The sequence below is a fragment of the Streptococcus sp. 27098_8_186 genome, from assembly GCF_041432055.1.
Lineage (GTDB): Bacteria > Bacillota > Bacilli > Lactobacillales > Streptococcaceae > Streptococcus > Streptococcus dentalis.
The window spans coordinates 51,251-74,924 of the sequence record NZ_JAPVYV010000004.1; the positions used below are offsets into that span (position 1 = coordinate 51,251).

The 23,674-nt window shown below is 41.2% G+C and carries 24 protein-coding genes and 1 riboswitch; of the genes, 3 read left to right on the forward strand and 21 right to left on the reverse strand.

All coding sequences use genetic code 11. The features are described 5' to 3' along the window. Positions 1-38: 38 nt before the first annotated feature. From O3602_RS05305 to nox, 18 genes are all read right to left on the reverse strand, one after another. Positions 39-1,382, reverse strand: coding sequence for an MATE family efflux transporter (locus tag O3602_RS05305; protein ID WP_371611298.1), 1,344 nt, complete (start codon positions 1,380-1,382; stop codon positions 39-41). A 117-nt stretch (positions 1,383-1,499) separates the two neighbouring features. Beyond that, the gene (locus O3602_RS05310; RefSeq protein ID WP_155171814.1) at positions 1,500-2,762 is read right to left on the reverse strand and encodes a nucleobase:cation symporter-2 family protein; all 1,263 of its coding nucleotides are present in this window, start codon (positions 2,760-2,762) and stop codon (positions 1,500-1,502) included. After that, positions 2,762-3,343 carry a xanthine phosphoribosyltransferase gene (locus O3602_RS05315; RefSeq protein WP_003001484.1) on the reverse strand — a complete coding sequence of 194 codons (582 nt, stop codon included), beginning with the start codon at positions 3,341-3,343 and terminating at the stop codon, positions 2,762-2,764. Before O3602_RS05315 ends, O3602_RS05310 begins: the two co-directional genes overlap by 1 nt. Positions 3,344-3,433: 90 nt before the next feature. Beyond that, positions 3,434-3,529: riboswitch (purine riboswitch) on the reverse strand. After that, positions 3,519-4,502 carry a GMP reductase gene (gene guaC / locus O3602_RS05320; protein ID WP_371611299.1) on the reverse strand — a complete coding sequence of 328 codons (984 nt, stop codon included), beginning with the start codon at positions 4,500-4,502 and terminating at the stop codon, positions 3,519-3,521. (Overlaps the previous riboswitch by 11 nt.) 182 nt (positions 4,503-4,684) lie before the next feature. Then, entirely contained in the window at positions 4,685-5,410 is a 726-nt protein-coding gene (locus O3602_RS05325; protein ID WP_371611300.1) for an alpha/beta fold hydrolase, read from the reverse strand. A gap of 36 nt (positions 5,411-5,446) precedes the next feature. After that, positions 5,447-6,019: a hypothetical protein gene (locus O3602_RS05330; RefSeq protein WP_176744615.1), complete on the reverse strand. Its 573-nt coding sequence runs from the start codon at positions 6,017-6,019 to the stop codon at positions 5,447-5,449. A 53-nt stretch (positions 6,020-6,072) separates the two neighbouring features. After that, positions 6,073-6,666 carry a hypothetical protein gene (locus O3602_RS05335; RefSeq protein ID WP_371611301.1) on the reverse strand — a complete coding sequence of 198 codons (594 nt, stop codon included), beginning with the start codon at positions 6,664-6,666 and terminating at the stop codon, positions 6,073-6,075. A 59-nt stretch (positions 6,667-6,725) separates the two neighbouring features. Then, a complete protein-coding gene (locus O3602_RS05340) occupies positions 6,726-7,193 on the reverse strand; it encodes a hypothetical protein (protein WP_151379084.1) in 468 nt (155 codons plus the stop codon). 49 nt (positions 7,194-7,242) lie between these two features. Next, positions 7,243-7,992: a PoNe immunity protein domain-containing protein gene (locus O3602_RS05345; protein ID WP_151379083.1), complete on the reverse strand. Its 750-nt coding sequence runs from the start codon at positions 7,990-7,992 to the stop codon at positions 7,243-7,245. Positions 7,993-8,051: 59 nt separating this feature from the next. Next, positions 8,052-8,531, reverse strand: a complete 480-nt coding sequence (locus O3602_RS05350; protein WP_151379082.1) for a toxin-antitoxin system YwqK family antitoxin — start codon at positions 8,529-8,531, stop codon at positions 8,052-8,054. A gap of 21 nt (positions 8,532-8,552) precedes the next feature. Further along, positions 8,553-9,281 carry a PoNe immunity protein domain-containing protein gene (locus O3602_RS05355; protein WP_371611302.1) on the reverse strand — a complete coding sequence of 243 codons (729 nt, stop codon included), beginning with the start codon at positions 9,279-9,281 and terminating at the stop codon, positions 8,553-8,555. 437 nt (positions 9,282-9,718) lie between these two features. Further along, entirely contained in the window at positions 9,719-9,916 is a 198-nt protein-coding gene (locus O3602_RS05360) for a twin-arginine translocase TatA/TatE family subunit (RefSeq protein ID WP_003007243.1), read from the reverse strand. Then, positions 9,916-10,635 (reverse strand): twin-arginine translocase subunit TatC, encoded by a 720-nt coding sequence (tatC, locus tag O3602_RS05365; protein WP_371611303.1) that lies wholly within the window; start codon positions 10,633-10,635, stop codon positions 9,916-9,918. The genes O3602_RS05360 and tatC overlap by 1 nt, the downstream gene beginning before the upstream one ends. Next, positions 10,622-12,307 (reverse strand): FTR1 family protein, encoded by a 1,686-nt coding sequence (locus O3602_RS05370; RefSeq protein ID WP_371611304.1) that lies wholly within the window; start codon positions 12,305-12,307, stop codon positions 10,622-10,624. The genes tatC and O3602_RS05370 overlap by 14 nt, the downstream gene beginning before the upstream one ends. Then, complete coding sequence (gene efeB / locus O3602_RS05375; RefSeq protein WP_371611305.1) at positions 12,285-13,490, reverse strand: iron uptake transporter deferrochelatase/peroxidase subunit; 1,206 nt, start codon at positions 13,488-13,490, stop codon at positions 12,285-12,287. Before efeB ends, O3602_RS05370 begins: the two co-directional genes overlap by 23 nt. 5 nt (positions 13,491-13,495) lie before the next feature. After that, on the reverse strand, positions 13,496-14,368 hold the full coding sequence (gene efeO / locus O3602_RS05380; RefSeq protein WP_371611306.1) for an iron uptake system protein EfeO: 873 nt from the start codon (positions 14,366-14,368) through the stop codon (positions 13,496-13,498). A gap of 110 nt (positions 14,369-14,478) precedes the next feature. Further along, positions 14,479-16,023 carry a ClC family H(+)/Cl(-) exchange transporter gene (locus O3602_RS05385; RefSeq protein ID WP_270298286.1) on the reverse strand — a complete coding sequence of 515 codons (1,545 nt, stop codon included), beginning with the start codon at positions 16,021-16,023 and terminating at the stop codon, positions 14,479-14,481. A gap of 358 nt (positions 16,024-16,381) precedes the next feature. Then, positions 16,382-17,758 carry a H2O-forming NADH oxidase gene (gene nox, locus O3602_RS05390; RefSeq protein WP_369087589.1) on the reverse strand — a complete coding sequence of 459 codons (1,377 nt, stop codon included), beginning with the start codon at positions 17,756-17,758 and terminating at the stop codon, positions 16,382-16,384. Between the two features lie 224 nt (positions 17,759-17,982). On the opposite strand from nox, the gene O3602_RS05395 reads away from it, so the two are divergent. The 3 genes from O3602_RS05395 to O3602_RS05405 are packed head-to-tail and all read left to right on the forward strand — an operon-like array spanning position 17,983 to position 20,791. Then, complete coding sequence (locus O3602_RS05395; RefSeq protein ID WP_371611307.1) at positions 17,983-18,906, forward strand: FAD:protein FMN transferase; 924 nt, start codon at positions 17,983-17,985, stop codon at positions 18,904-18,906. Positions 18,907-18,931: 25 nt separating this feature from the next. After that, on the forward strand, positions 18,932-19,537 hold the full coding sequence (locus tag O3602_RS05400) for an NADPH-dependent FMN reductase (protein WP_003011564.1): 606 nt from the start codon (positions 18,932-18,934) through the stop codon (positions 19,535-19,537). A gap of 18 nt (positions 19,538-19,555) precedes the next feature. Continuing rightward, complete coding sequence (locus O3602_RS05405; protein ID WP_371611308.1) at positions 19,556-20,791, forward strand: NAD(P)H-dependent oxidoreductase; 1,236 nt, start codon at positions 19,556-19,558, stop codon at positions 20,789-20,791. Positions 20,792-20,828: 37 nt separating this feature from the next. On the opposite strand, the gene O3602_RS05410 is transcribed toward O3602_RS05405, so the two are convergent. The 3 genes from O3602_RS05410 to brnQ form a co-directional block, all read right to left on the reverse strand. Beyond that, the gene (locus tag O3602_RS05410) at positions 20,829-21,392 is read right to left on the reverse strand and encodes a TlpA disulfide reductase family protein (RefSeq protein WP_024055504.1); all 564 of its coding nucleotides are present in this window, start codon (positions 21,390-21,392) and stop codon (positions 20,829-20,831) included. Positions 21,393-21,413: 21 nt separating this feature from the next. Beyond that, the gene (gene ccdA2, locus O3602_RS05415) at positions 21,414-22,121 is read right to left on the reverse strand and encodes a thiol-disulfide oxidoreductase-associated membrane protein CcdA2 (RefSeq protein ID WP_003007221.1); all 708 of its coding nucleotides are present in this window, start codon (positions 22,119-22,121) and stop codon (positions 21,414-21,416) included. A 151-nt stretch (positions 22,122-22,272) separates the two neighbouring features. Beyond that, positions 22,273-23,589: a branched-chain amino acid transport system II carrier protein gene (brnQ, locus tag O3602_RS05420; protein WP_371611309.1), complete on the reverse strand. Its 1,317-nt coding sequence runs from the start codon at positions 23,587-23,589 to the stop codon at positions 22,273-22,275. Positions 23,590-23,674: the final 85 nt, after the last annotated feature.

Below are 23,674 nucleotides of genomic sequence, written 5' to 3' on the forward strand. Positions count from 1 at the left end.
TCACGGCACATAAAAAGCCTGGTTTCCCAGACTTCATTTTAGTTTGCCTGATTTTTTTCGATCTGCCAAAGCCAAAGCTGGTAACAAATTCCACTCACGACAAGGCTAGAAATAAGGCCGATCCAATAAGCATAGGGACCCAAGTTGGTCACATGATCAAGGAAAATCCCTAGTGGGATAGAAATGCACCAATAACTAAAGACACCTAATAAGAATGGAACGGTTGTATCCTTATAGCCCCGCAAAATCCCTTGTAGGGGTGCTGCAAAAGTATCAGCTACTTGGAAAAAGAGGCTATAGGTCATGAAAATCGCTGTTTGTTGCACAAAGATTGGATCCTTGCCATATAGTCCTGCTAGTTGAAAGCGAAATGTATAGAGAAAGACGAGGGTGACAATCGCAAACCCAAAGGCTGTCAGCCGGCCCAAACGGCAGTATTGTTTGACGACTTCTGGTCTTCCTGCTCCCAGTTCGTAAGATACGATAATCGCCATGGTACTGGAGATACTAACCGGGAAAGCATACATCAGGGTAGAAAAATTCATGGCCGATTGGTGGCTCGCGATGGTAAGTGATGGGAATTTTGCCATTAACAAACCAACGAGCGAAAAGATGATAACTTCTGCAAAGACAATTCCACCGATTGGAAGCCCAAGTCGCAATACTTCTTTCATCCCTTTAAAATCATAAGGTTGCGGCTTCCACAATTGGAAAGGTGCTACCTTAGGGTGTTTACACAAGATCAAAACTGCAATCACCAGCAGGACCCAGTAGGCCAGAGAGGTTCCAAGTCCCGCTCCTGCTCCTCCCATCTCAGGAAAACCAAATGCCCCATAGATCAGGATATAATTAAAACAAGCATTCAAAGGCAAAAGCAAGAGCATCAAGTACATGGATAGACGCGTCATGCCCAAGGTATCGAGGAAGGTCCGCACGATACTAAAGAGCAACAAGGGTAAGATTCCCAGAGAAAGGAAATATAAATAGCGAATAGCTATTTGGGCAACAACATTTTCTAAACCGATCTGCTTGAGAATCATGGGCGCAATCCCCCAGACAAAGCCTATTAAGAGAATGGCCATACCAAATGACATATAAAGGAATTGGTAAAAATCGCCAGCAATCCGTTCTTTATTTCCCTTGCCTAAATGATGCCCAACAATCGGTGTCAGCGCAGAGACAATCCCTGTCAGGAAAGTAAAAAATGGATTCCACAGACTGGTAGCTGTAGAAACACCAGCCAAATCAAGGGTTCGGTACTGACCAGTCATGGCTGTATCGACGAAACTGGCTGAATAATTGGCCAATTGGTAGATTAAAATCGGCAAAAATAGACTCAAAAACAAGCGCAAGCGCTCTTTAAAGTGATAGGTTACATACATGATTCTAACTCTCTTCTCATCAAATAAGAAATAAGATTTTCTCCTCTTCCACTCTACTATATGTTTCCTTAAAAGTCAAAAAAACCGAAGATCCAAGGACCTCCGGTGCATCTGTAATTAGTGTTTATTGCGGTTTAAAATAGCGTTGAGAACGATCGCTAAGACACTTGCAACGACAATTCCGTTCGCAAAGAACATTTGGAATCCTGTTGGAAGGCCATTGAAGAGGGTGCTGTTGTTCAAACCAACCCCTGCAGCAATCGATACAGCAGCGATCAAGAAATTGTGCTCATTGTGTTCAAAATCAACACGCGCAAGAATCTGCATCCCTTGAATCGATACAAAACCAAACATGACCAGCATCGCTCCCCCAAGAACTGGACTTGGAATGATTTGTGCTAAAGCTCCAAACTTAGGAAGGAGACCAAGAAGAACAAGGAAACCAGCCGCATAGTAGATTGGAAGACGAGTCTTGATACCAGACAATTTGACCAAGCCAACATTTTGTGAGAATCCAGTGTATGGGAAGGTATTGAAGATACCGCCGAGAAGGACGGCCAACCCTTCAGCGCGATAACCATTGCGAAGGCGCGTGCTATTAATTGGATCTTTGGTAATATCAGAAAGTGCAAGATAGACACCTGTTGATTCAACCATAGAAACTGTCGCGATGATACACATCATGACGATTGAGGTGATTTCAAACTTAGGAGCTCCAAAGAAGAAAGGTGTTGGAACGTGAACGACTGGTGCTTGAGCCACAGGTGTGAAGTCCACCAAGCCCATAGAAGCCGCAATAGCAGTACCTACGATCAAACCAATCAAAATTGAAATGGATTTAATAAACCCAGTCGTATAGATATTAACAACTAAAATGATGAGAATGGTCACCACAGCCAAAATCAAGCTTTGAACGGTTGGTTTTGGCGCATTATTTCCCATATTTCCAATCGCTACTGGAATCAAAGTCAAACCAATGGTTGTAATAACGGATCCCGTTACAATAGATGGGAAGAGATTGGCAATCTTAGAGAAGAAACCAGAGACAAGGATGACATAAATCCCTGAGACAATCAAGGCACCAAACATGGCACCACTCCCATGGCTAGCCCCGATCATGCTGAGAGGTGCCACAGACTGGAAGGCAACCCCAAGGACTACCGGAAGACCGATCCCAAAGTATTTATTGAGCTGCACTTGAAGGAAAGTTGCTACCCCACACATGAAGATATCTGTAGAGATGAGATAGGTTAGTTGATGAGCGTTATAGCCCAAAGCTCCAGCTATCATGATCGGCACCAAAATAGATCCCGAATACATGGCTAAAAGGTGTTGCAAGCCTAGAATGGCCGCCTGTGAATGGCTTTCTTGTTTTTGCATTAGATGTCTGCCTCCTTAAATACAACCTGACCATTTTCAAAACGGTCCAAACGTGCGAGGGATACAACTGGATATCCCAACTCTTCTAACAATCCCCGTCCATCTTGGAAGGATTTTTCAATCACGATCCCAATCGCTTCTACTTGAGCACCAGCTTGTTCGATGATTTGAATCAAGCCTTTGGCTGCTTGGCCATTTGCAAGGAAATCGTCAATGATCAAAACCTTATCTGATGGATCCAAAAATTTACCCGCAATCGAAACGGTGCTGGTGACTTGCTTGGTAAAGGAATAAACCTCAGCGGTCAAGATGCCCTCATTCATCGTGATGTTTTTAGCCTTCTTAGCAAAGATCATGGGAACATCCAAGGCTTCAGCTACATAAAGGGCTGGTGCAATTCCAGATGCTTCAATGGTTACGACTTTCGTCACACCAGCATCTTTGAACCGGTCTGCAAAAGTCTGACCAATTTCTTTCATCAATTTAAAATCCACTTGGTGGGTCAAAAAGGAGTCCACCTTGAGGATATTCTCACCTAAAACGTTACCATCTTTTAAGATGCGTTCTTCAAGTAATTTCATACTTCCTCCTACTTTTTAAAAAATCCTCTACTTCATTCACAAAACACAAAAAGGCCTGCTAAGCAAGCCTTGAAATCTCTCTAGAAAGAGAAATAATCCCGACTTACTTATTGTTAGGTGTTCCGGCACCTTGTAGAAACATCACGCCCATTCGTGAAATAAATAAGTAATTCAATTAGTGTGCATCGCCATTCCAGATAGAATTCTTAACGATCACATAGTCAACATGTTTCAAATCTGCTAATTTTCGGCCTCCTGCATAAGAGATCGAACTTTGCAAATCTTGTTCCATTTCTGTCAGGGTGTCTTGTAAATGACCCTTGGCAGGCAATAAAATCTTCTTCCCTTCGACGTTCTTATAAGCGCCTTTTTGGTACTCTGAAGCAGATCCATAGTACTCCTTGAATGACTCTCCATCAATCTCTATTGTTTTACCAGGACTTTCGATATGTCCTGCAAAGAGAGAACCGATCATGACCATAGATGCCCCGAAACGAATCGATTTGGCAATATCACCATGTGTCCGAATACCACCGTCCGCAATGATTGGCTTACGCGCTGCTTTTGAGCACCAGCGAAGCGCAGCCAATTGCCAACCACCTGTACCAAATCCAGTCTTAACTTTGGTGATACAAACCTTACCAGGACCGATCCCGACCTTAGTCGCATCAGCTCCCGCATTTTCCAATTCACGAACAGCTTCAGGTGTTCCAACATTTCCAGCAATGACAAAGGTATCTGGCAATTCTTTCTTGATGTGTTGAATCATCCGAATGACGCTATCTGCGTGACCGTGTGCGATATCAATAGTGATGTACTCAGGCGCATCTGCCTTTAATTGACTCACAAAGTCGTATTCGTATTCCTTAACACCAACCGAAATGGAAGCGATCAAACCTTGATCATGCATGCGTTTGACAAAAGGAATCCGACCCTCTTCATCAAAACGGTGCATGATGTAGAAGTATCCACCACGCGCCAACTGCTCTGCTACATTCTCATCCAAAATCGTCTGCATATTGGCTGGAACAACTGGAAGCTTGAAGGTATGGTTTCCAAATTGAACGGTTGTATCTGCTTCTGAGCGGCTATTGATGATACATTTGTTGGGAATCAACTGAATATCTTCATAGTCGAAAATAGGAAATTCATTTAACATAGATTGAAAAATCTCTTTTCTAAAAACTGACCTACCTATGCGCAAGCGCATCGCTACGTCTCTTGACGTTTCCTTGATAGATTATACCAAAGATACGGACCTAATGCAATGGGAATGATTTTATAGGAAATAATGTTCGGAAATTACAAGACAAAAACCCGTTTCAAAAAGAGAAACAGGTTTTATTTATGAACATTTTGGAGCCAATTGTTCACTTCTCTAGCTACAATTTCAGGCGCCTCTGTATACAGTTCGTGCCCCAAACCTTCTAGCAAGACTTGCTTGATCTGGGGATCTAGTTGCTTCAGAGCATCTTTTCTCCATTCAGGCTCTTCTTGGTACCGAGGTCCAATAAAAAGGACAGGCAAGTCTGCCAGTGGAATCTGGTAAGTATTCATCTGACGCCGTAGACACAATAAGGCCAAGATCTTTTCTAGATCCAGATTTAATTCATATTGTTCACTCACTGGATTCCAACGATAGCTAGCCTCTACTGCTTTTCGCGCTATAGGCGTCAGATCTGCTCCATCACCGAGTTCTGATAACACGGCTTCTTCTAAAGTTGCAAAGACTTGCTGCTGCATGAAGGACAAGGTGCCGTCTAGCTCTTCCTCAAGAGGCAGGATCTTTTCCATATCCAGATAGCCACCATCCAAGAGAATCAGAGCATGGATCTGAGGGAACTGAGCAGCCAGATAACGAGCCAAATCTCCACCCAATGAATGCCCTAATAAACAGATCTCTTCCGCCTGGCTAATCTGATCTTGAAACCAAACACGAAGATCGTTTTCTGTCTGAATCATTTCCCTATAGGGATCTAGAAAGGTCACAGGAAAGCCTAGCTCATCAATAAGTGGAGCCAGATGATAGCTATTGCTCCCTAGGCTACCGATAAAATAATACTGCATGTGTTTTGTCCTTTCTTTTTCATTCTATTTCATTGGCTAGCGCCATTCCCACTCATTACCTTTCCTAATTTCTGTATTATAGGCAACTTCTGCTTTTAGACTGCCTTTTTCACTTTTAACCACACCTTTTAGGTGACCATCATTGACAAGCGCTACAATATTTTCATCCATTGAGGGGTTGATTGTTAATTTAGCTTTTGGAGGTAAGCTTTTGTAATTCGTTATGTCAAGAAATTTACCATCTACATCAATTTCAATCACTTCCTCATCAAAACCATTAAAATCTAACCGTAGATCTCCTAAAAGACCGTAGCTTGCATATCCATGCTTACCAACCTTCCGCCCTAAATAAGCCTTATTCCCATGATTGTCATAAATTACGGGAACGATATTAGCATCGAACATAGTCTGCCCATCCCCACCTTGCACAAAAATTGGCGAAAACTCAATTTTACTAACACCAGAGTAGTGCTCTTTAATGTAAGTTGCCAGTTGTTCTTCCAACAAACGAAATCCTCGTTTGTAAAGTTTCACTCCTTTGTCGTCTAACACAGTACTCACGTTGTATGGATCTTTCTGCTCTTGCATCTTTTTGTTAAGATACAACATACTTGCAGCAAACAAAATAGCAAGAACTAAGGCAAGCCTAAAGAACTTCTTCTTCATTCTGCTCCTCCTTTATGGAGTTCCGTATTATAAACGATTTCTGCATCAGGGCTTCCTTTATCATCCTTTACGACTCCTATTAACTGACCATCTTCTACTAATAATTCGATATTTCCATCTACAAAAGGCTGTCTGGTCAGTTTAACTTCATTAGGTAAGTGTTGTTCATTGGAAACATCAATAAATGTCCCATTTGAGTCCTTTAATTCTATAACTTCATTCCCATCTCCATCAAAATCTACTATTATATGTGAGACGATACCAATGTCACTTGAGATTACATTTTTAACTTCAGTACCAAGAGTAGCTTCATTTCCATGCTTATCATAAATAGTGGGACGGATATAGACATTTGAGAAAGTTGATCCTTCCTCAGTAACGTAGATTGGGGAAAATTCAATCTTATCGATCCCAGTATAGTGGGCTTTGATGTAGGTTCCATTTTGCTCTTCTAGCAAACGAAAGCCATGCTGATAGAGTTTGGTTGTTTTATGTCCAAGGTCAGGTTTCGTTAGTTTATGAAAAACAAAGTAACTACCGGACAGGATTAAAAGGAAAATAGAAATGACCTTTACCCATTTTCTTCTCATCAGTTGCTCCTCCTTCTATCTACTCCTATATTTATCCTCTCTCTGTTCTTCAACTGTAATTAATCTTCACCGTATACATCGGTGCCACTAGTCAACCAGAATTTTTCTTCTTCTGGAATCTTATCCCAAAACGACTTATATTGGCCTTTCCATGGTTCTGAAACATATTCTTCGAATGATACGTATTCTGCGTACTGCGAGTACAGTTCCATCTCATCCATATCAATAAACAGGGAAGGTTTAAAATCATAAACCGCGTTCAATCTATCTTCCTGATACGATTTAGCAAATGCTTCTCCTAGCTCATTTCGATCACATTTGTATGCATCCATATCTTCTATGAAATATGGCAATGTTTCATGGGTCAGTTTCGAAGATCGTTTTCTCTCATCATACAGAGTATCAAGCGAATAGCGTGCCACCTCATAATCAATATACCAGAATTCTAAATCCGAAACATACCAAGTATATTTATTTTCATGTTTAAAAAGAACAACAATATTTTCACCGTACTTAGGTTCGATCATAATTTATTTTCTCTCTTTTTTAAATTTAATGACTCATGCATCACGAGACTTATTTTATTGTTCCACATTCCGCAATCAAGTCATATGGGAAATATGAAAGTCCTTTTAATTCCTTGTAGTCCAATCCCTTTATTTTGCATAGAGCACCTGACTCAAAGGACCAGTAGCCTACATGATTTTTTACATTTTGCTTGTGTAAATCATACCAAGCAGCGTCTCTGCTTCCTTGGTACCATTTGCTAATCAGATATTCTTTTAACAATTTTAGGGTCTGTTCAGAATTCTCTTCTTCAATGATTTTCCTAGTAAAGCCATAGGGTCTTGGGAAATCATAGTTTATCCAAATCTTCCACTCTGGATGACGAGACTGGATGAGGTAATCGATCAAATAGTCCTCCGGATCATCCTTTTTGACTAAGTCTACTAACTGATCAAAAATTTCCTCATCAATCTCTAACAGAATGCCAATAGAAAGCGCCCATAGCATTTGTTCGTAGCCCCATTCCTTACGCCAAATTGGAATTAGAAACGATACAAAGGAAATGTATTCCTTTTTAAATGCTGACAAAGAGGCTCCGCTAGAATAAGTTGCTAATAAAATGTCTGTCTGATAAGACAAAATAGTAGCTAAAGTTGACTGATAAACTTCGATCGTTGGCTTTTTATAGTTTTCTATTCCATTATCTAAATCACTTTGAAGTTTTCGTAATTTTTCTTGAAAATACAGTAAGGCTTCTCGATTTGAAATTAAGCCATCTTTATAATTCTCTTCTGTACTTAAAGTATCTCGTAACCCCATTTTGTGTCTCCTTTAAAAACGATTCGTTAAGTCAATCTGAGACCTAAAGCGATTTTGTTCTACTTCAAAGTCATGTCTCGTTTCGATAAATCAACACCCCACTTCTTTGCTCTCTCAAAATCTGCCTCAGTTGTTTCTAATTTTTCATCGATAATATGTCCACCCTCATCGTACTCAATATAAGTTACTCTTGCCCCTAAAACACAATATGTCTGTGATTTTAATGCGCCGTTTTCATAGTATTTCTTTTGAAGCCCATCAGCCGCACCGCAATCTTGAGGATTGATGCTTTCAATATTTCCATTAGGATAAAACCATACATTCATTCCATGACGGAACCCATCTTTAATATAACCATAATACTCTAATTTACCATCTGGGTATAAATCATAAGCTAAACCTGTAAATGGAATTTCTTCGCCAGATTCATTCTCACAAACAATCTGCTCACAATACCATCCACCCCAATCAAGCTCTTCTTCAAAACAAACACCATTTTGAAGCACTTCTTCTTTTGTTAAAATCTTATCTACCATCATTCTTCAACCTTAGAGTTTATTTTATAGCGTTCCTTCCGCAACCAAATCATATGGGAAGTACGGAAGTCCTTCTAATTCCTTATCATCCAATCCCTTCAATTTGCAGAGCGCGCCTGATTCAAAGGACCAATAACCATAATAATTATCAAGGTTGTACTTATGCAAGTCATACCAACCTTCATCTCTACATCCCTGATACCATCTTTTAGTCAAGTATTCTTTCAAGAGAGATACAGCCTTTTCAGAATTTTCTTCCTCTATAATCTTTCGAGTAAAGCCATAGGGTCTTGGGAAATTATAATTGATACGAATCTTCCACTCTGGATGACGAGACTGAATGAGGTAATCGATCAAATAATCCTCCGGATCATCCTTTTTGACTAAGTCTACTAACTTATCAAAAGTCGTTTCATCAATCTCTAACAAAACGCCAATAGATAGAGCCCATAGCATCTCATCATATCCTGAATTACTATGCCAAACAGGGACAAGGCTATCGACAAATATAAGGTACTCTTCTTTGAATTTTTCAATAGGATAACCTGCAGTGTAGGTAGCTATCATTTTCTTTTCTTGATAAATAGAAATATCTTCTTTAGTTAGCCTAATAACTTCTTCAATTGGACGTTTATAAGGATTAATTCCTTGGTTAAGTTGGTCTAACTCTTGTAACCATTCCTTAATCATCATTTCATTAAATTTAATGAGCTCATTAATTTTTTCTTCTATAAATATATTATCTCTTTTCACTGCTTATCCTCCAATAGTTATATAGAGCTTTTCATATGCATAACATAAAACAAAACAAACAAACCGTAAATCTATTATCTACTATCATACCGAAATACAGTTTGAAGTTCAAGTTAGTCACTAGCTAGGGGAATTGGATACACAAAAAGAGATTCTTGAGGTCTCTTACTATTTACTTCTAACTGAATGAACGAGAAACAAAAAATCCACTCACTCGGGGTGAAATGGATTGTTTCTTTATTAACGGTTCAACAAGAAATTGAACAATTTTTCGACAATTTTTACGACCAACCAGCATAAGAATCCGATATAGCTGAAATAGAAAATGAGTGACAAAATCGTAATAATCATGGTTTCCTCCTTCGTCGATTGCAAGTACTTGTCTTATTATACCTTTTTATGCAATCGAACTCAATAGAATTTTGAAAATTGTCTGATTATTCTTTTTCTTCTTTAGCTTCTTTGGTGTCTTGATCGGCTTCTTCACTGCCTTTATTGACAGCAGTCTTAAATTCAGCAAACATTTTGCCGATGGACTGACCCAACTCTGGCAGGCGTTTTGGTCCAAAAATCAAGAGGGCGCCCAGGATGATGATGATCAATCCTGGTGCTCCAATATCACGTAAAATTCCCATTAGTTTCTCCTTTTTCTTGAATAGATGACTTTACTGATGGCGACACTGACTTCAAATAAGAGGATCAAAGGGAGTGTCATGGCCAAGTCACTGATAAAGTCTGCAGGGGTTAGCACGACGGCTAAGACCAGCAGGACAAAGTATGCGTATCGTCGGTAGGTTATTAAAAACTGTGGTGTCAAGAGCCCAATCGAGGTCAGAAAAGCGACCAAAACTGGTAACTCGAACAAGACCCCTAAAGGCAAGGTGGTGTGCCATAAGAAGGTTAGATAATTTTGTGCCGTCAATTGGGTATCAAACAGCCCTTCTCCCAAGCGCATCAAGACCTCTAAAATAGCTGGGCTAACAAAGAAATAACCAAATGCAAGTCCCAACACAAAGCAAATAAAGCTAGCTGGGATGTAGGCAAAGACTGCACGCGCCTCCTTCTCCTTCAAAGCCGGCCTTACAAATTGCCAAATCTGGTAGACAATAAAGGGCAAGGTTAGGCTAAAGGCTGTGAGATTAGCCAGCGATACATAGATCCAGAGGATATCATTTGGTCCCAGTACCAGCAGTTTTTGATGCAGGCTAGCCGTCAAGGCTTGGTAGAGTTCTCCACCAAATACAAAGGCTACGATGAAGACGATAATATAACATAAGACCACTGCGATCAATCGTTTTCGAAATTCGACCAAATGTTCAACAATGGACATTTCATCTGCTCTACTCTTTGCCATGCTGTCTCACCGTGATAAGGGCGATCAAGGCCACAAACATTAACTGAGGAAGAAGAACTTCCCAGCTTGGATAGATGCCCGCCCAATCGATGGTTGGAAGTCCATTGACCAAATGGCTAGGGAGGATATTGGTCAACTGAAGGGCGTGGATACTGACACCGAGCATCTTGAAGGCCAAGGCATAAATCAACCAAGTCAAAATGAAAAAGATTCTATGAGGTTGGATAGCTTGACTAGCCTTGGTCATTGCCACTGCAATGATGATGAGAACAGCTATAGCAAGCCCGATTCCCAGTAAGAAATTCGCAGTTGTAATCCGCGGAATGATCCCGACATAAAAGAGAATGGTCTCAGCCCCTTCACGAAAGACTGCTAAGAAACTGAGAGCAAACATCGAGACAAAGCTTCCTGTAGCCGTCACGGTCTTCATTTGACGGTCCATAAAGGCATTCCACTGTTTGACAGAGGACTTGCTGTGGAGCCAAATTCCGATGAGAATCATCATGACTACAGCGAAAATCCCAACGCCACCTTCAATGATTTCCCGGTTAGCCCCCGAAGTAACGGCTGGAAAAGCTACTTGCAAAACAAGAGCGATCGCTGCACTGGCAAGAACACCAGCAATGGCTCCACCGTAGACCCATTTGAGGCCTTTCCTCATCTTAGCGGCCTTAAGGGTCGTCACAAGCGCCATGACAATCAGCAGCGCTTCTACTCCTTCACGCAGAAGAATCAACATGGCATCAAAAGCGTTGTAAGAAGCTGTCGTATCGATCGCAGACAGGTCCTTGATCAAGGCTTGTAATTTCTCTTGATAGGCCTTTTCTTTCCCCTTGACCATAATGACCGGGGATTCAATTTCTACGCGCGTGTAGAGACTGGGATTGGTCGTGCTAACATCCCCTTCGATAGTTGGCCAGATCGTGATGAACTGCTTCATAGTCGCTGCAGCAGACTTTTCATCCCCAGCTTGGAATTGGCTTTGCGCCTTCTCCAAAAGCTTGATCCCATCGTTCAGCGTCAAATCCGTACTGGCACTGCTAATGGCCTCTCCTTTTACAAAGGCATCAATCCCATTTTTGAGGTCGTCATAAGAGGACTGGATGTTGGTAAAATCGGTAGGCTCTGTTTCAATACTACTGCGCAAGAGGGAAATGGCCGTCTCGATTTTGCCATAGTAGGCTGTGCTGTGATCTCTTACCACTGCTTCGTTTCGCGTCCAGGTATTATTGAGATCGGCATAGGTTTGACGGGTTTTATCCAGATCCTTAGCTGTAATGGCATTTTGTAGGTTCTTAAAAGAAGGTGCGAGCCGACTCACGAGTTTGTCTTTTTCCGCCTCTAAATCGACCGGATTTTGCTCTTTTTCAAAAGCGAGCAAGGCTGATGAGATCTTGGTAAGATCCTCTTTGGTTGCCTCCCCTTTTATAGCCAGGGCTTGGCTAACTTTTTTCCCTGCCTTGGAATCATGGTGGTCTTTGGATTCAAAATCAGCCTGAATCTCAGCTATCAATTCCTTGGCCTTATCCTGATTCTTATTTTCTACAGCAGTTGTTGCATCTGTGATCTTGATAAAGAGATCGCTATAAGATTCCGCAGCTACTGGATGAGTCCAGAACAAGGCAAGAAGGCCTAACAAGATCAAGAATTTATTCAAAGAGTGCTTGACCAAGAAACCCTCCTTTCTCAACGCCTGCAAAGCAAGCAAAGAGTCCACTTCCGATATGGGTGATGTACTCGTTCATTTTGTCTACTGCGCCCAAGTTGGTTTGGATTTTGACAAAGCTGTTCGGATCCTTTTGAAAGGCGATAAAGATCAAGCCAGCATCAAATTGCCCAGTCTGTTCATTGATGCCATCCGAATAGGAATATGACCGGCGTAAAATCGGTCGATCGACTTCTTTGGCCAAACGGACATGTGAATCAACTGGTAGTTTAGATAAATCTACTTCATCAAATTCGTTGGTTTTACCAAATGGAGCACCGGACTCCTTGTAGCGACCAAAGGTATTTTCCTGCTCCTGCAAATTGGTTCGGTCCCAAGTTTCCAAGTGCATTTGCACTAGGCGAAGAGCCATATAAGAACCACCCTTCATCCAGTCCTTGCTGTCAGTCCAGACGACCTTGTCAAAATCCTTCTCAGTCGTGACATTTGCTGTTCCATCCTTGAAACCAAAGAGGTTGCGCGGCGTTTCTTTTCGGTCACCAATAGCTGCAAATCCTGATTTGCTCCACTTCATGGTGATGGTCTTGCGACCCTTACGAATCAGATTTCGTACCGCATGAAAGGCTACTTGCTCATCATCTGCACAGGCCTGAATGACGATATCGCCACCCGTATATTTGTCCTGCAACTGCTCCTTTGGAAATGGGGGTAAATCACGAAAGAGTTTCGGACGTTTGGCCTCCAAGCCCAGTTTCTTTAGAAAGGAAGCCGAAACCCCAAAAGTCAGGCTCAAGCGATAGGGGTTGAGTCCTACTGTTTCACCTGTATCTGTTGGAGGCAAGAGGGCATTGGAACCATCTTTTTTGACCAACTCTCCTTCGACTAATTTACTACTATAATCAGTCCAATCTTTAAAGAGCTGGATAACTTCTTTTTTGTCCGTCGTATGAAGATCTAACACAACCAAGTAGCAAGCCTTCTGCATGGCCGTCGTAATCCCTGCTTGGTGTTTGCCATAAAAGGAGATGTCTTCATCCCCATCATAAGCTTTTTTGCTGGAACTGTCTTGATTAGCGAAAAAAGCAGATGCACCAGAGAGACCCAGCGCTAGACCAGCCCCTCCAATACCTGCTTTTTTAAGAAATTCACGACGGTCCATTTTTTTATCTAAAAATTTGTCGTCAGCCATTTTTCTTATTTCCCATCTAAAATCACACCCATTTGAGACAAAGGTTCACCAAGTTTGGTCACAGCTTCTGCCAATTCCTTGGTATCTTCCTTGGATAAATCTGTGTAAGACTTATAATTTGAATCATCTGTCATATGTTTGTCCAATAAAGCATTAACATTCTTGAATTCTGATTCCAAGGTTTTAACCAATTTGGCATCTTTTTTCTCAATCAAGGGTTTAAAGAGAGAGAAGATCTTTTCAGCCCCTTCAATATTGGCACGGAAGTCGTAAAGATCTGTATGAGAGAAGACTTCTTCTTCACCCGTAATCTTTTGCGTTGCCACTTCATTGAGCAAATCGACAGCTCCAGTCAACATGATATCCGGTGTTACTTCTACTGTAGCAATTTTAGCTTTCAACTCCTTGATATCGTTCACCAGTTGGTCAGCGTATTTGTCTGTTCCATCTGTGGTATTGTTTTCCCAAAGGATACGCTCAATCCGGTGGAAACCTGACCAGCCATCTTCTGATTTATTTTCATCCACATAATCCACCAAGCGGTAGTCGATTTTGACATCCGATTCCCCGAAGGTTTCAGCAATCGGTTCAGAACGTTCATAGGCCATGCGGATCAAGGGGTATTGCTTTTTTGCTTCTTCCAAATTCCCGTCTTTTAACGTAGCTCGGAATCCTTCTGTATCCTTGAGCAATTGGTCAATTTGCATTTCAACAAAGTCTTTGTATTCAGCTGTCGCATTATCCAAGGTCTTCTGGTCAGCCTTTGACAACCGCACTGTTGAGCTGGTTTGCGTCTTCTGACTGGACTGTTTGCTAGTAGAATTTGCACACCCTGCTAAAAGAGCAACACTTAATAAGAGTAGACTATATTTTTTCATGAAAGACTTCTCCTCATTTGTTCTTGCCCTTATTTTACCAGATATTTTCTCATTTTTCAATAATTGTCTGAAAATTTAATAATAGAAAAACTTTTCTGAGAATCAGTCTTTTACAAAAGAATATCTTTGACTCGTCCGATTTCAGATTCTTTAACCACCACAAAGATACTATCCCCTAGATACAAGCGGGTTGCACCATTGACCGTATAGCTCTTACCACTTCGCATTTGCGTGGTGATCAAGATATCTTGAGGGAGGTGCAGTTCATGGACTTGCTTTCCTGCGATCTTTTCTGATACAGGGATCTCAATTAAAGTCAACTCTCCTTCTTCTTGCGCCTTATCCGGCAACAATTGCTCTAGCATGGCTTCATAGACTGGCGCTCCATGGAAGAGATCCATAATCATATAAGCTAGCAAGGTTACCATGCCTAGGGGCATTAAACTACGAATATCACCGACCATCTCTGTTACCAAGATCATCGCTGTTAATGGAGCTTTTGAAATAGCCCCAAAATACCCACTCATTCCTAAAATGATGAAAAGAGGCAGCTGATTTTGAGAGATAAAGCCAATGTTTTGGAGGAAGGTTCCAACGATGGCTCCTAAGAGAGATCCTAATGCTAGTATGGGCAGAAAAATTCCTCCCGGTAAACCACTACCATAGCTCAACATACTCCAGATGAAACGGATCACAAAATAGAGAAGGATGGTCAGCACTGGATACGGTACTCGAGCCAAATCCAAGACCAATTGATTTCCACCACCAAGAATTAGGGGAAGAAAATAGCCGATTGGAAGAATCAAGACAAAGGCAAATAAAGAAGAATAATGAGAAGGAACATGGAAAATCTTCTCAAGTAAGCGATACAATCGACCGATATTGAGAACCACTATTTCGTAGACATACCCTGCTGCCCCTAAAAAGACTCCAAGAAAAAGATAAATCCAGTACTGAGACAGATGGAGCGGTGGAATATTTTGTGGCATATGAAGCACTGGTGTTTGACCAAAGACATTGAGTGAAATAAAATTAGCCGTCAAACTAGCAGCCAAGGTAGAAATCCAAAAGAAACGTGAAAAATGATGGTAGACCTCTTCAACCACAAATAAGAGCCCCGCTATAGGTGCATTAAAGGCAGCAGCAAGGCCAGCAGCAGCCCCACTCGCAATCAAAGACCGCTCCTCAACCGGGCTGACCTTCAAATGACGGGCCACTCCTTTTCCACCCATTGCCCCTAATTGAATACTAGGACCTTCACGACCAAGCATCAAGCCACTTCCGATGGCCAAGACACCTAGAATATACTTCTTCCACAAGGTATCCCACCAGCTCACCGTCAAGAGACCCTTAAGCTCCGCTTCGACTTGCGGAATTCCTGATCCTTTGATATCCCGATTGGTGCGAATAAGGCGACCAGCAATCAGTACGATCACTCCATACCCTAACAGCATCGCCAGCAAATAAAGTGGTTGAGTCGGCATCTCCTTGTAGACGCCTTGAACAAAATGAAAAATATGTTCGATCAAAAAACGAAAACTCGAGACGATGCAGCCCACAACGATCCCAACCAGAACACCTCTGACAATATGGGCCACAATTGAACTAGAGGCAAATTGAAATTCATTTTTAAAGGCTTCTTCTTTAGCAGACATTCCCTAACTCCTTCAAACTCTTATCCTATTCATTATACCTTATTTTACTGCCTCTGAATACATGGAAAAACAGAAAAAAACAAAACTACCCTTGTTAGTTTTGTTTAGAATGTAGACAAACCATTTTATCAAGTAAAATAAGTTAAGAAATTCTACATAGAAATATAAATATGTTCTATTTATGGAACTAATAAAGAAAAGTCAAGACTTTCCGCTGTGAGAAAAGTGCCTGAAACTGTATTGTTTCAGGCACTCGGAATTATTGAGACCTTAGGCTCAATAATTAGTCATGGAACTTCTATGAAGTTCGCTGACGTCCGTACTCACCTAAGGAAAGTATTTAATATAACTTTAGCTATTATTCAGCAGTTAAAGCTGCCATTGTGATGTAGTTGTATGGTTTGTTGAAGTGTGGCAAGAAGAACAAGTCCGTCAAAGCCAATTTATCAATCGTCACGTGTTCTTGAATCGCAAGTGAGAACATGTGGATAGCCATTGAAATGGCGCTATCACGTGATACCATTTGAGCTCCAAGGATTTGACGAGTGTCTTTATCATAGACGATCTTGATACCAACTTCGTAGTTATCGTGTTTGATAAATTCAGGTTTTTGAAGGTCGTTGAAGCCAGTTTCAGTGGCACTGAAGCCTGCAGCTTTTGCTTTTTCAAGAGTCAAACCAGTTGAAACCATGTGAAGGCCGTAGATAGAGATACCGTTAGAACCTTGAACACCGATTCCTTCTAATTCATGACCAGTCGCATTGTAAGCACCGACAATACCTGAACGAACCGCATTAGATGCAAGAGCGATGTAGCTCATTTCGTTACGAGCGTTATCAAAGATAGTCGCACAGTCACCAACTGCGTATACACCTGGAAGTGAAGTTTCTTGTTTCTTATCAACAAGGAAAGCACCGTTGCGGAAGAGTTCGATCTTACCATCAGCAAGAGCTGTATTAGGACGGAAACCAACAGCCAAGATGACCATATCTACATCAAAGGTTTCTTTATCAGTTACGAGACGTTCTACCTTACCATCTCCTTCAACCGCTTGAACCGTTTGTCCAAGTGCCAAACGGATGTTGTGGTCTTCCAAGTTTTTCGCCATGATGTCTGTGAAGTCTTTGTCGTAGTAACCATTCAAGACAGTGTCCACGATATCCACCAAGACAACATCTTTACCAAGACGTTCGAAAGCTTCAGCAAGTTCAACACCGATGTAACCACCACCAACTACGGCGATACGGTTCAAGTGTTTGCTGTTATCTTTCAATTTTTCGATCACTTCTTCAGCGTTTTGGTACAATTTAACGAATTGAAGATTTTCAAGAGTTGCTTTGAATTCGCGGTTACCAGGTACGATTTCAACTCCTTTAATTGGAGGAATGATTGGTGTTGATCCAGTCGCAAAGATCAATTTTTCGTAAGATTCTTTGTGTTCTTTCCCATCAACTTCCGCTGTTACCACTTTGTTGTCATAGTCAATTGAAAGAACAGGAGAGTTCATGTAGACTTTCGCACCTTTTGCTTCCAATTTTTCTTTGTCAGAGTAGAAAAGACCTTCAGGACCATCGATTTGTTCACCGATCCAAAGCGCCATCCCACATCCAAGGAATGAAATGTTTGAGTTTTGGTCAAAAACCACAATTTCATTTTCATTTCCAAAATTATCTAACATAGTGTTGATACAAGCTGTTCCGGCATGGTTTGCCCCTACAACAACGATTTTACTCATAGAATAAATCCTACCTTTAATTTAATTTACTTCTTGAGTATATCATAAAAATGATATCGGTTACAATTATTTTGCTCAGAATTTGTGATCTTTTTTTCAATTTTCCAGAAAATCACATTTCACATGTTTCAAAAAATGTCAAATAATTTGACTGAAAGGATTGTGAAAACGGTCTCTTTCTGATATACTATAAATAAGTGAAAATAGGAAAGGATAGATTTTTAGTGGACCTAAGTAGTCGATCCGAACGTTTGATGGGAACAACCATCACTGTTTCAATCTGTCACCCACAAGCGAATGAACTCTTAGCCCGCTGCTTTGAACTTCTTCGCTCCTACGAACATCGCTTCAGTTCCAATGATGCAAGTTCTGAACTCATGGAGGTCAATCACCAAGCTGGTATTGCGCCAGTTCAGGTGCATCCAGATCTTTTTGAACTGATTGCTTTAGGAACCTTACATAGTCAAGCTCAAAACAGCCATTTAAACATTGCCATTGGTCCTCTTGTACAGACCTGGCGAATTGGATTTTCAGATGCTAGACGTCCCCAGCAAGGGGAAATTGATCAAGCCCTGGCCAAGATCGATCCTCACCAAATCCAGCTCGACCTAGAAAACCATACAGTCTTTCTGATGCGTCCTGGAATGAAGATTGATTTAGGAGCCTTGGCTAAGGGTTATAGTGCAGACTGCATTGCGACCTTTTTAAAGAGCCAGGGAGTAACAGATGCCTTGATTGATCTGGGAGGCAATATCCTCACTGTCGGTCAACACCCCATCAAACAACAGTCTTGGCGGATTGGTATTCAAAATCCAGTCGAAAAAAGAGGCCAGCACCTACTGGTCCTCTCAGTCAAGGATAAATCTGTTGTCACCTCTGGTATCTACGAGCGTCATTTAGAAGTTGACGGCCAGTCGTTTCACCATATTTTTGATAGTAAGACGGGCTATCCGGTTGAGACAGACTTAGCCAGTATCACCATCATATCTGATCGATCCGTAGACGGGGAGATATGGACTACCCGCCTGTTCGGGGAATCTCCTGCTTCTATCCTCAATACTGTTGAATCACTTCCTGGTATAGATACCTTATTGGTTTCTCAATCAGGCAAGATTGCCTATACAAGTGGGCTTCAATCTTATTTATAATTCTCCTATCAGAAAGGAATTTTCCATGATAAAACTTATTGCGATTGTGGGGACTAACTCCAAACGTTCTACAAACCGTCAACTGCTTCAATACATGCAAAAACATTTTGCTGATAAGGCTGAGATCGAATTGGTCGAAATTAAAGATATCCCTGTCTTTAACAAACCAGCTGACAAACAAGTGCCTGAATCCGTCTTAGAGATTGTTGCCAAAATTGAAGAAGCTGATGGGGTGATTATTGGGACTCCAGAATACGACCACTCTATTCCAGCAGTCTTGATGAGTGCTCTCGCTTGGCTCTCATACGGAGTCTTCCCATTGTTGAACAAACCAGTCATGATTACTGGGGCTTCATACGGTACGTTGGGATCTTCACGCGCCCAACTCCAACTTCGCCAAATCTTAAATGCTCCAGAAATCAAAGCGAATGTCTTGCCAGATGAATTCTTGCTCTCTCATTCATTGCAAGCCTTTGATCAAAATGGAGACTTGGTAGATTTGGATGTTATTCAAAAATTAGATGCCGTCTTTAATGATTTCCGTGTGTTTGTGAAAATCACAGACAAATTGCGCAACGCCCAAGAATTGCTTCGCAAAGACGCTGAAGAATTTGACTGGGAAAACTTGTAAGATAGGAGACAGAAAAGAATGAAATTTGTTGGACTTGTAGGATCGAACTACGATCAATCATATAACCGTAAACTTTTGGAATTCATTCGCCGCCAATTTAAGATCAAATTTGAATTGGAAGTTCTTGAAATCGACGAAGTTCCAATGTTTAACCAAGATGAAAAATGGGACGAAAGTTTCCAATTACGTCTCCTTAACAATAAAATTACCCGTGCTGATGGTGTGATTATCGCAACACCTGAACACAACCACACTATTTCAGCAGGATTAAAATCTGTTTTAGAATGGCTTTCCTATGAAGTGCATCCTTTTGAAAGCAAACCTGTCATGATTGTAGGTGCTTCTTACTACGACCAAGGTACTTCTCGTGCCCAAGTTCACCTTCGTAAGATTCTAGATGCTCCTGGTGTCAATGCCTATACCCTTCCGGGGAACGAATTCCTTCTCGGAAAAGCGAAAGAAGCTTTTGATGCAGACGGCAATATCATCAACGAAGGGACTGTAAAATTCCTTGAAACTTGTTTAGATAACTTTGTGAAATACGTAGGAGTCGTTTCTAAATTGAAAAAACCAAAACCAATTGAACCAGAAGATTTGGATTGCGGAAAACCAATCGCTACTACTGTTACCGAGGTTGATCCGGATGATCCAGATTGGGTAGAAAAAGTTGCAGAAATTACAGGGGCTGTATCTGGTGATACTTATGTCAAATTGGACCACGGTATCCTGACTGTTAATCAGATTGATATGTTCTTGAAAGCTATGCCTTTCGAATTGACGTACGCTGATGACAACAACCAATTCCTCTACTACAACAATGCCCACCAAGATCCAGATACCATGTTTGCGAAACGCGTGCCACCTCAATCAGGTAGCCGGATGTCAACCGTTCATGGCTCCCTACCACCAGCACGTATGAAAAACGTGGAATGGGTGATTGGTACCCTTCGTAACGGTAACCAAGACTATGTTCGGACCATTGTTCCAGGGTCTCCTGAAGGCGTGATCAATACTCACAACTACCAAGCTATGTACTATGAAGATGGTTCATACGCTGGTATCAATGAGATTGTCTTCAACTTCAAGCCATGGTTGGACTGGTACCTACAAACAACAGGACAACGTCTAGTTGGCGGAAGCGGTCCATTTGCTCCTGCTGGTGGCCATGGCGATTCAGATGCAACTTCTGGTGCTTCTGATGCTGGAGGACACAGTGATGGAGCTGCTGATGCTACATCTGGTGCAAGCAACTAAGAAACTAGAAAAAAATGAAGCTTCGTGCTTCATTTTTTTATTGTAACTCTTTGATGATCTTCTTAGCATCGTCGTTTGAAATAACACCTAATTGGACATGTCCAATTTTCCCATGACTGTCTATAAAGACTTCTGTAGGAATAGAGCGAACCTGATAATCTGCAAATGCAGAACCGTCTGGATTGTACAAGACCGGTACGGACTTGTAATCTTGTTGATCAAACCATTTAACGAATTCTTCTTCTGTTTTTTCACCTTGGAGTCCTGGCGCCATAATGGTTAGAATTTCAAAGTCTCTATCCGAATCCTTGACCAATTTCTCTAATTCAGGCATACTTTGCCGGCAAGGGCCACACCAGGTTGCCCAAAATTTCAAATAGACTTTTTTGCCTCTATAGTCTGAAAGTTTGACCGTATTCCCCTTCATATCCTTTAGTTCAAAGTCACTAGCGTCTTTTCCTACCAAAGGATTCTTATTCGTTGTTGTATTCATTGTTGGCTGATTGTCCATACTACTCTCACTGGATTGATTCATGGAACAAGCTGACAGCAAAGCTAGAGAAAGTACTGAGAAACAAGCGTATTTAAAACCTTTCATCATGCGTTAAACCTCCGGATTATTTTATGAAAAGATAGATGACAAACTGTTCAATTGTCCCAAAAGTAAGAGAATTCCCATCAGAATAATGATGGCTCCGCCGATTTTCTTCAGCAACAACAAATGGGGTTTGAGACGATTAAAGTAAGGTAGGACCAGACTAGATGCTAAGGCCAACAGTAAAAACGGAAGAGCCATTCCCAAGGTATAAACAAGGAGATAAATAGCTCCCATAAGAGCATCTTGCCCATCTGATGCTGCTAGAGCAAGAACTGATCCCAATACAGGGCCGATACAAGGCGTCCAACCAAAACTAAAGCCAAGACCAAGGAGAAAAGCTGAAAACAATTCATTCTTCTGTTTGTTGGCTCCAAAATCTACTGATTTTTGCTTTTCAAGGAAATGAAAATGAAAGACTTCCATTTGATGAAGACCAAGGATAATGATGAGGGCTCCCATCAGATAACGGAACCAATTGGTGTACATGATCTTTCCAAGCAAGCCCGCTCCAAAACCAATGAGGAGGAAAATAACAGAAATACCTGCAATAAAACAAAGGGTTTTCAACAAGCCATGCCAGCGAATTTTTTTCCCGAACAATCGGATAGCCTTTTCCTGATCACTTCCTAGCAAGATTCCAATATAAACCGGCAGCAAAGGAAAGACACAGGGAGAAAAGAAAGACAGAATACCCGCAAGAAAAACTGTCAATGAAAAAATGATTGGATTCATAGTTCACTCCGTATATTGATATGCTACATTCAGTATAACATTGATTGACCTATAATAAAAATTTCTGCTACGTTTTTTTAATATAATTTGGAATTGGATATTAGTTTCAAAAAAACTCTAAAGCACAAAACTTTAGAGTTTCTATCGTGACTTATTCTTCTGTAGTTTGTTTATTGGGTAATACAAACGATAAAAGAATCCCTATGACTACTGGCACCAACCATGGAAGAGATTGAGCTGCAAAAGGCAGTAACGCAATTCCCTTTTCTAATAGAGAAATTTTAAAGGTATTTGCCAGAACACTGGCAACAGAGACCAAGCTGGCCAAAAAAATCGTCAATTGCATCCCTGGTTTTGAAAGGGCCACAAATTTATTCACAATGACAATCAATACAATGGTAATGGTGATTGGGTAGAGGATCATCAAAACAGGCAATGAATAGGCAATAATGGCACTCAAGCCCAGATTTGCAATCGCAAAACCAATCAGAGTGAAGAAACTTGCATAGACTTTGTAAGAAATTTTAGGGAAAGTGTTATGGAAGAACTCCCCTGTCGATACGATCAAACCGGCTGTTGTGGTAAAGCAAGTCACCGTTACCATTCCTGCTAGGAAAATCTGAGCAACTGGGCCAAAAATAGCCTTGGTTGCTTCTGAGAGGACATAAACACCCTTATTGGCATCGGAAGCCATCACTTCTGCTGGAATTGGGAAGTGATTTCCAAGATAACCCAATCCAATATACAAAATACTAAAGCCAATGGCTACAACAATGCCGACAATCCAGATCGTTTTAATGTATTCTTTTTTGCTGGTGAAACCAAGTTGATTAAGAGTAGTCACTGCGATGACGCTAAAGGCTACTGAAGCCAGGGCATCCAAGGTGTTATACCCTTCAAGGAAACCTTGACCAAAGGCAGATACTCGGTAGGCTTCTGTTGCCGCTTGAGGCGCGTGTCCGCTGTACTTGAGAGCACCAAGAACAACGAGTACAACAATCAAGATAGCAAAGACAGGTGTTAAAATCCGACCAATACTATCTAGGATTTTAGAAGGATACAAGGCAATCAAATAGGCCAAACAGAAATAGATCAAGGTAAAAATGAAGAGACCAAGTCCTCCATTGGCTTTTCCTAACAAGGGGGCGATTCCAACTTCGTAAGAAACAGTAGCCGTTCTTGGAATCGCAAAGAAGGGACCAATAGACAGATACAAGGCTACCAGATAAACGATGGCAAACCAAGGAGCAATTTTTCGTGAAATCTCATGGATATACCCTTTAGGATTGAGTGTCCCAATAATCAAGGTGATAATCGCAATCCCTACTCCTGATAAGACAAATCCAGCAATAGCCGGCCAAAAATGGCTACCCGACTGGGCACCTAGCGCAGGTGGAAAGATCAAATTCCCTGCACCGAAGAAAATACCAAATAACAGCAAACCTGTTAAGGAACCTTTTCGTAACATGTGTTCTCCTTTACATTTGTAAATCTTTTCTAGTATAACAGCTTTTATCCACCACGGCAATTCTTTTTTTCTGAATCTATTGATT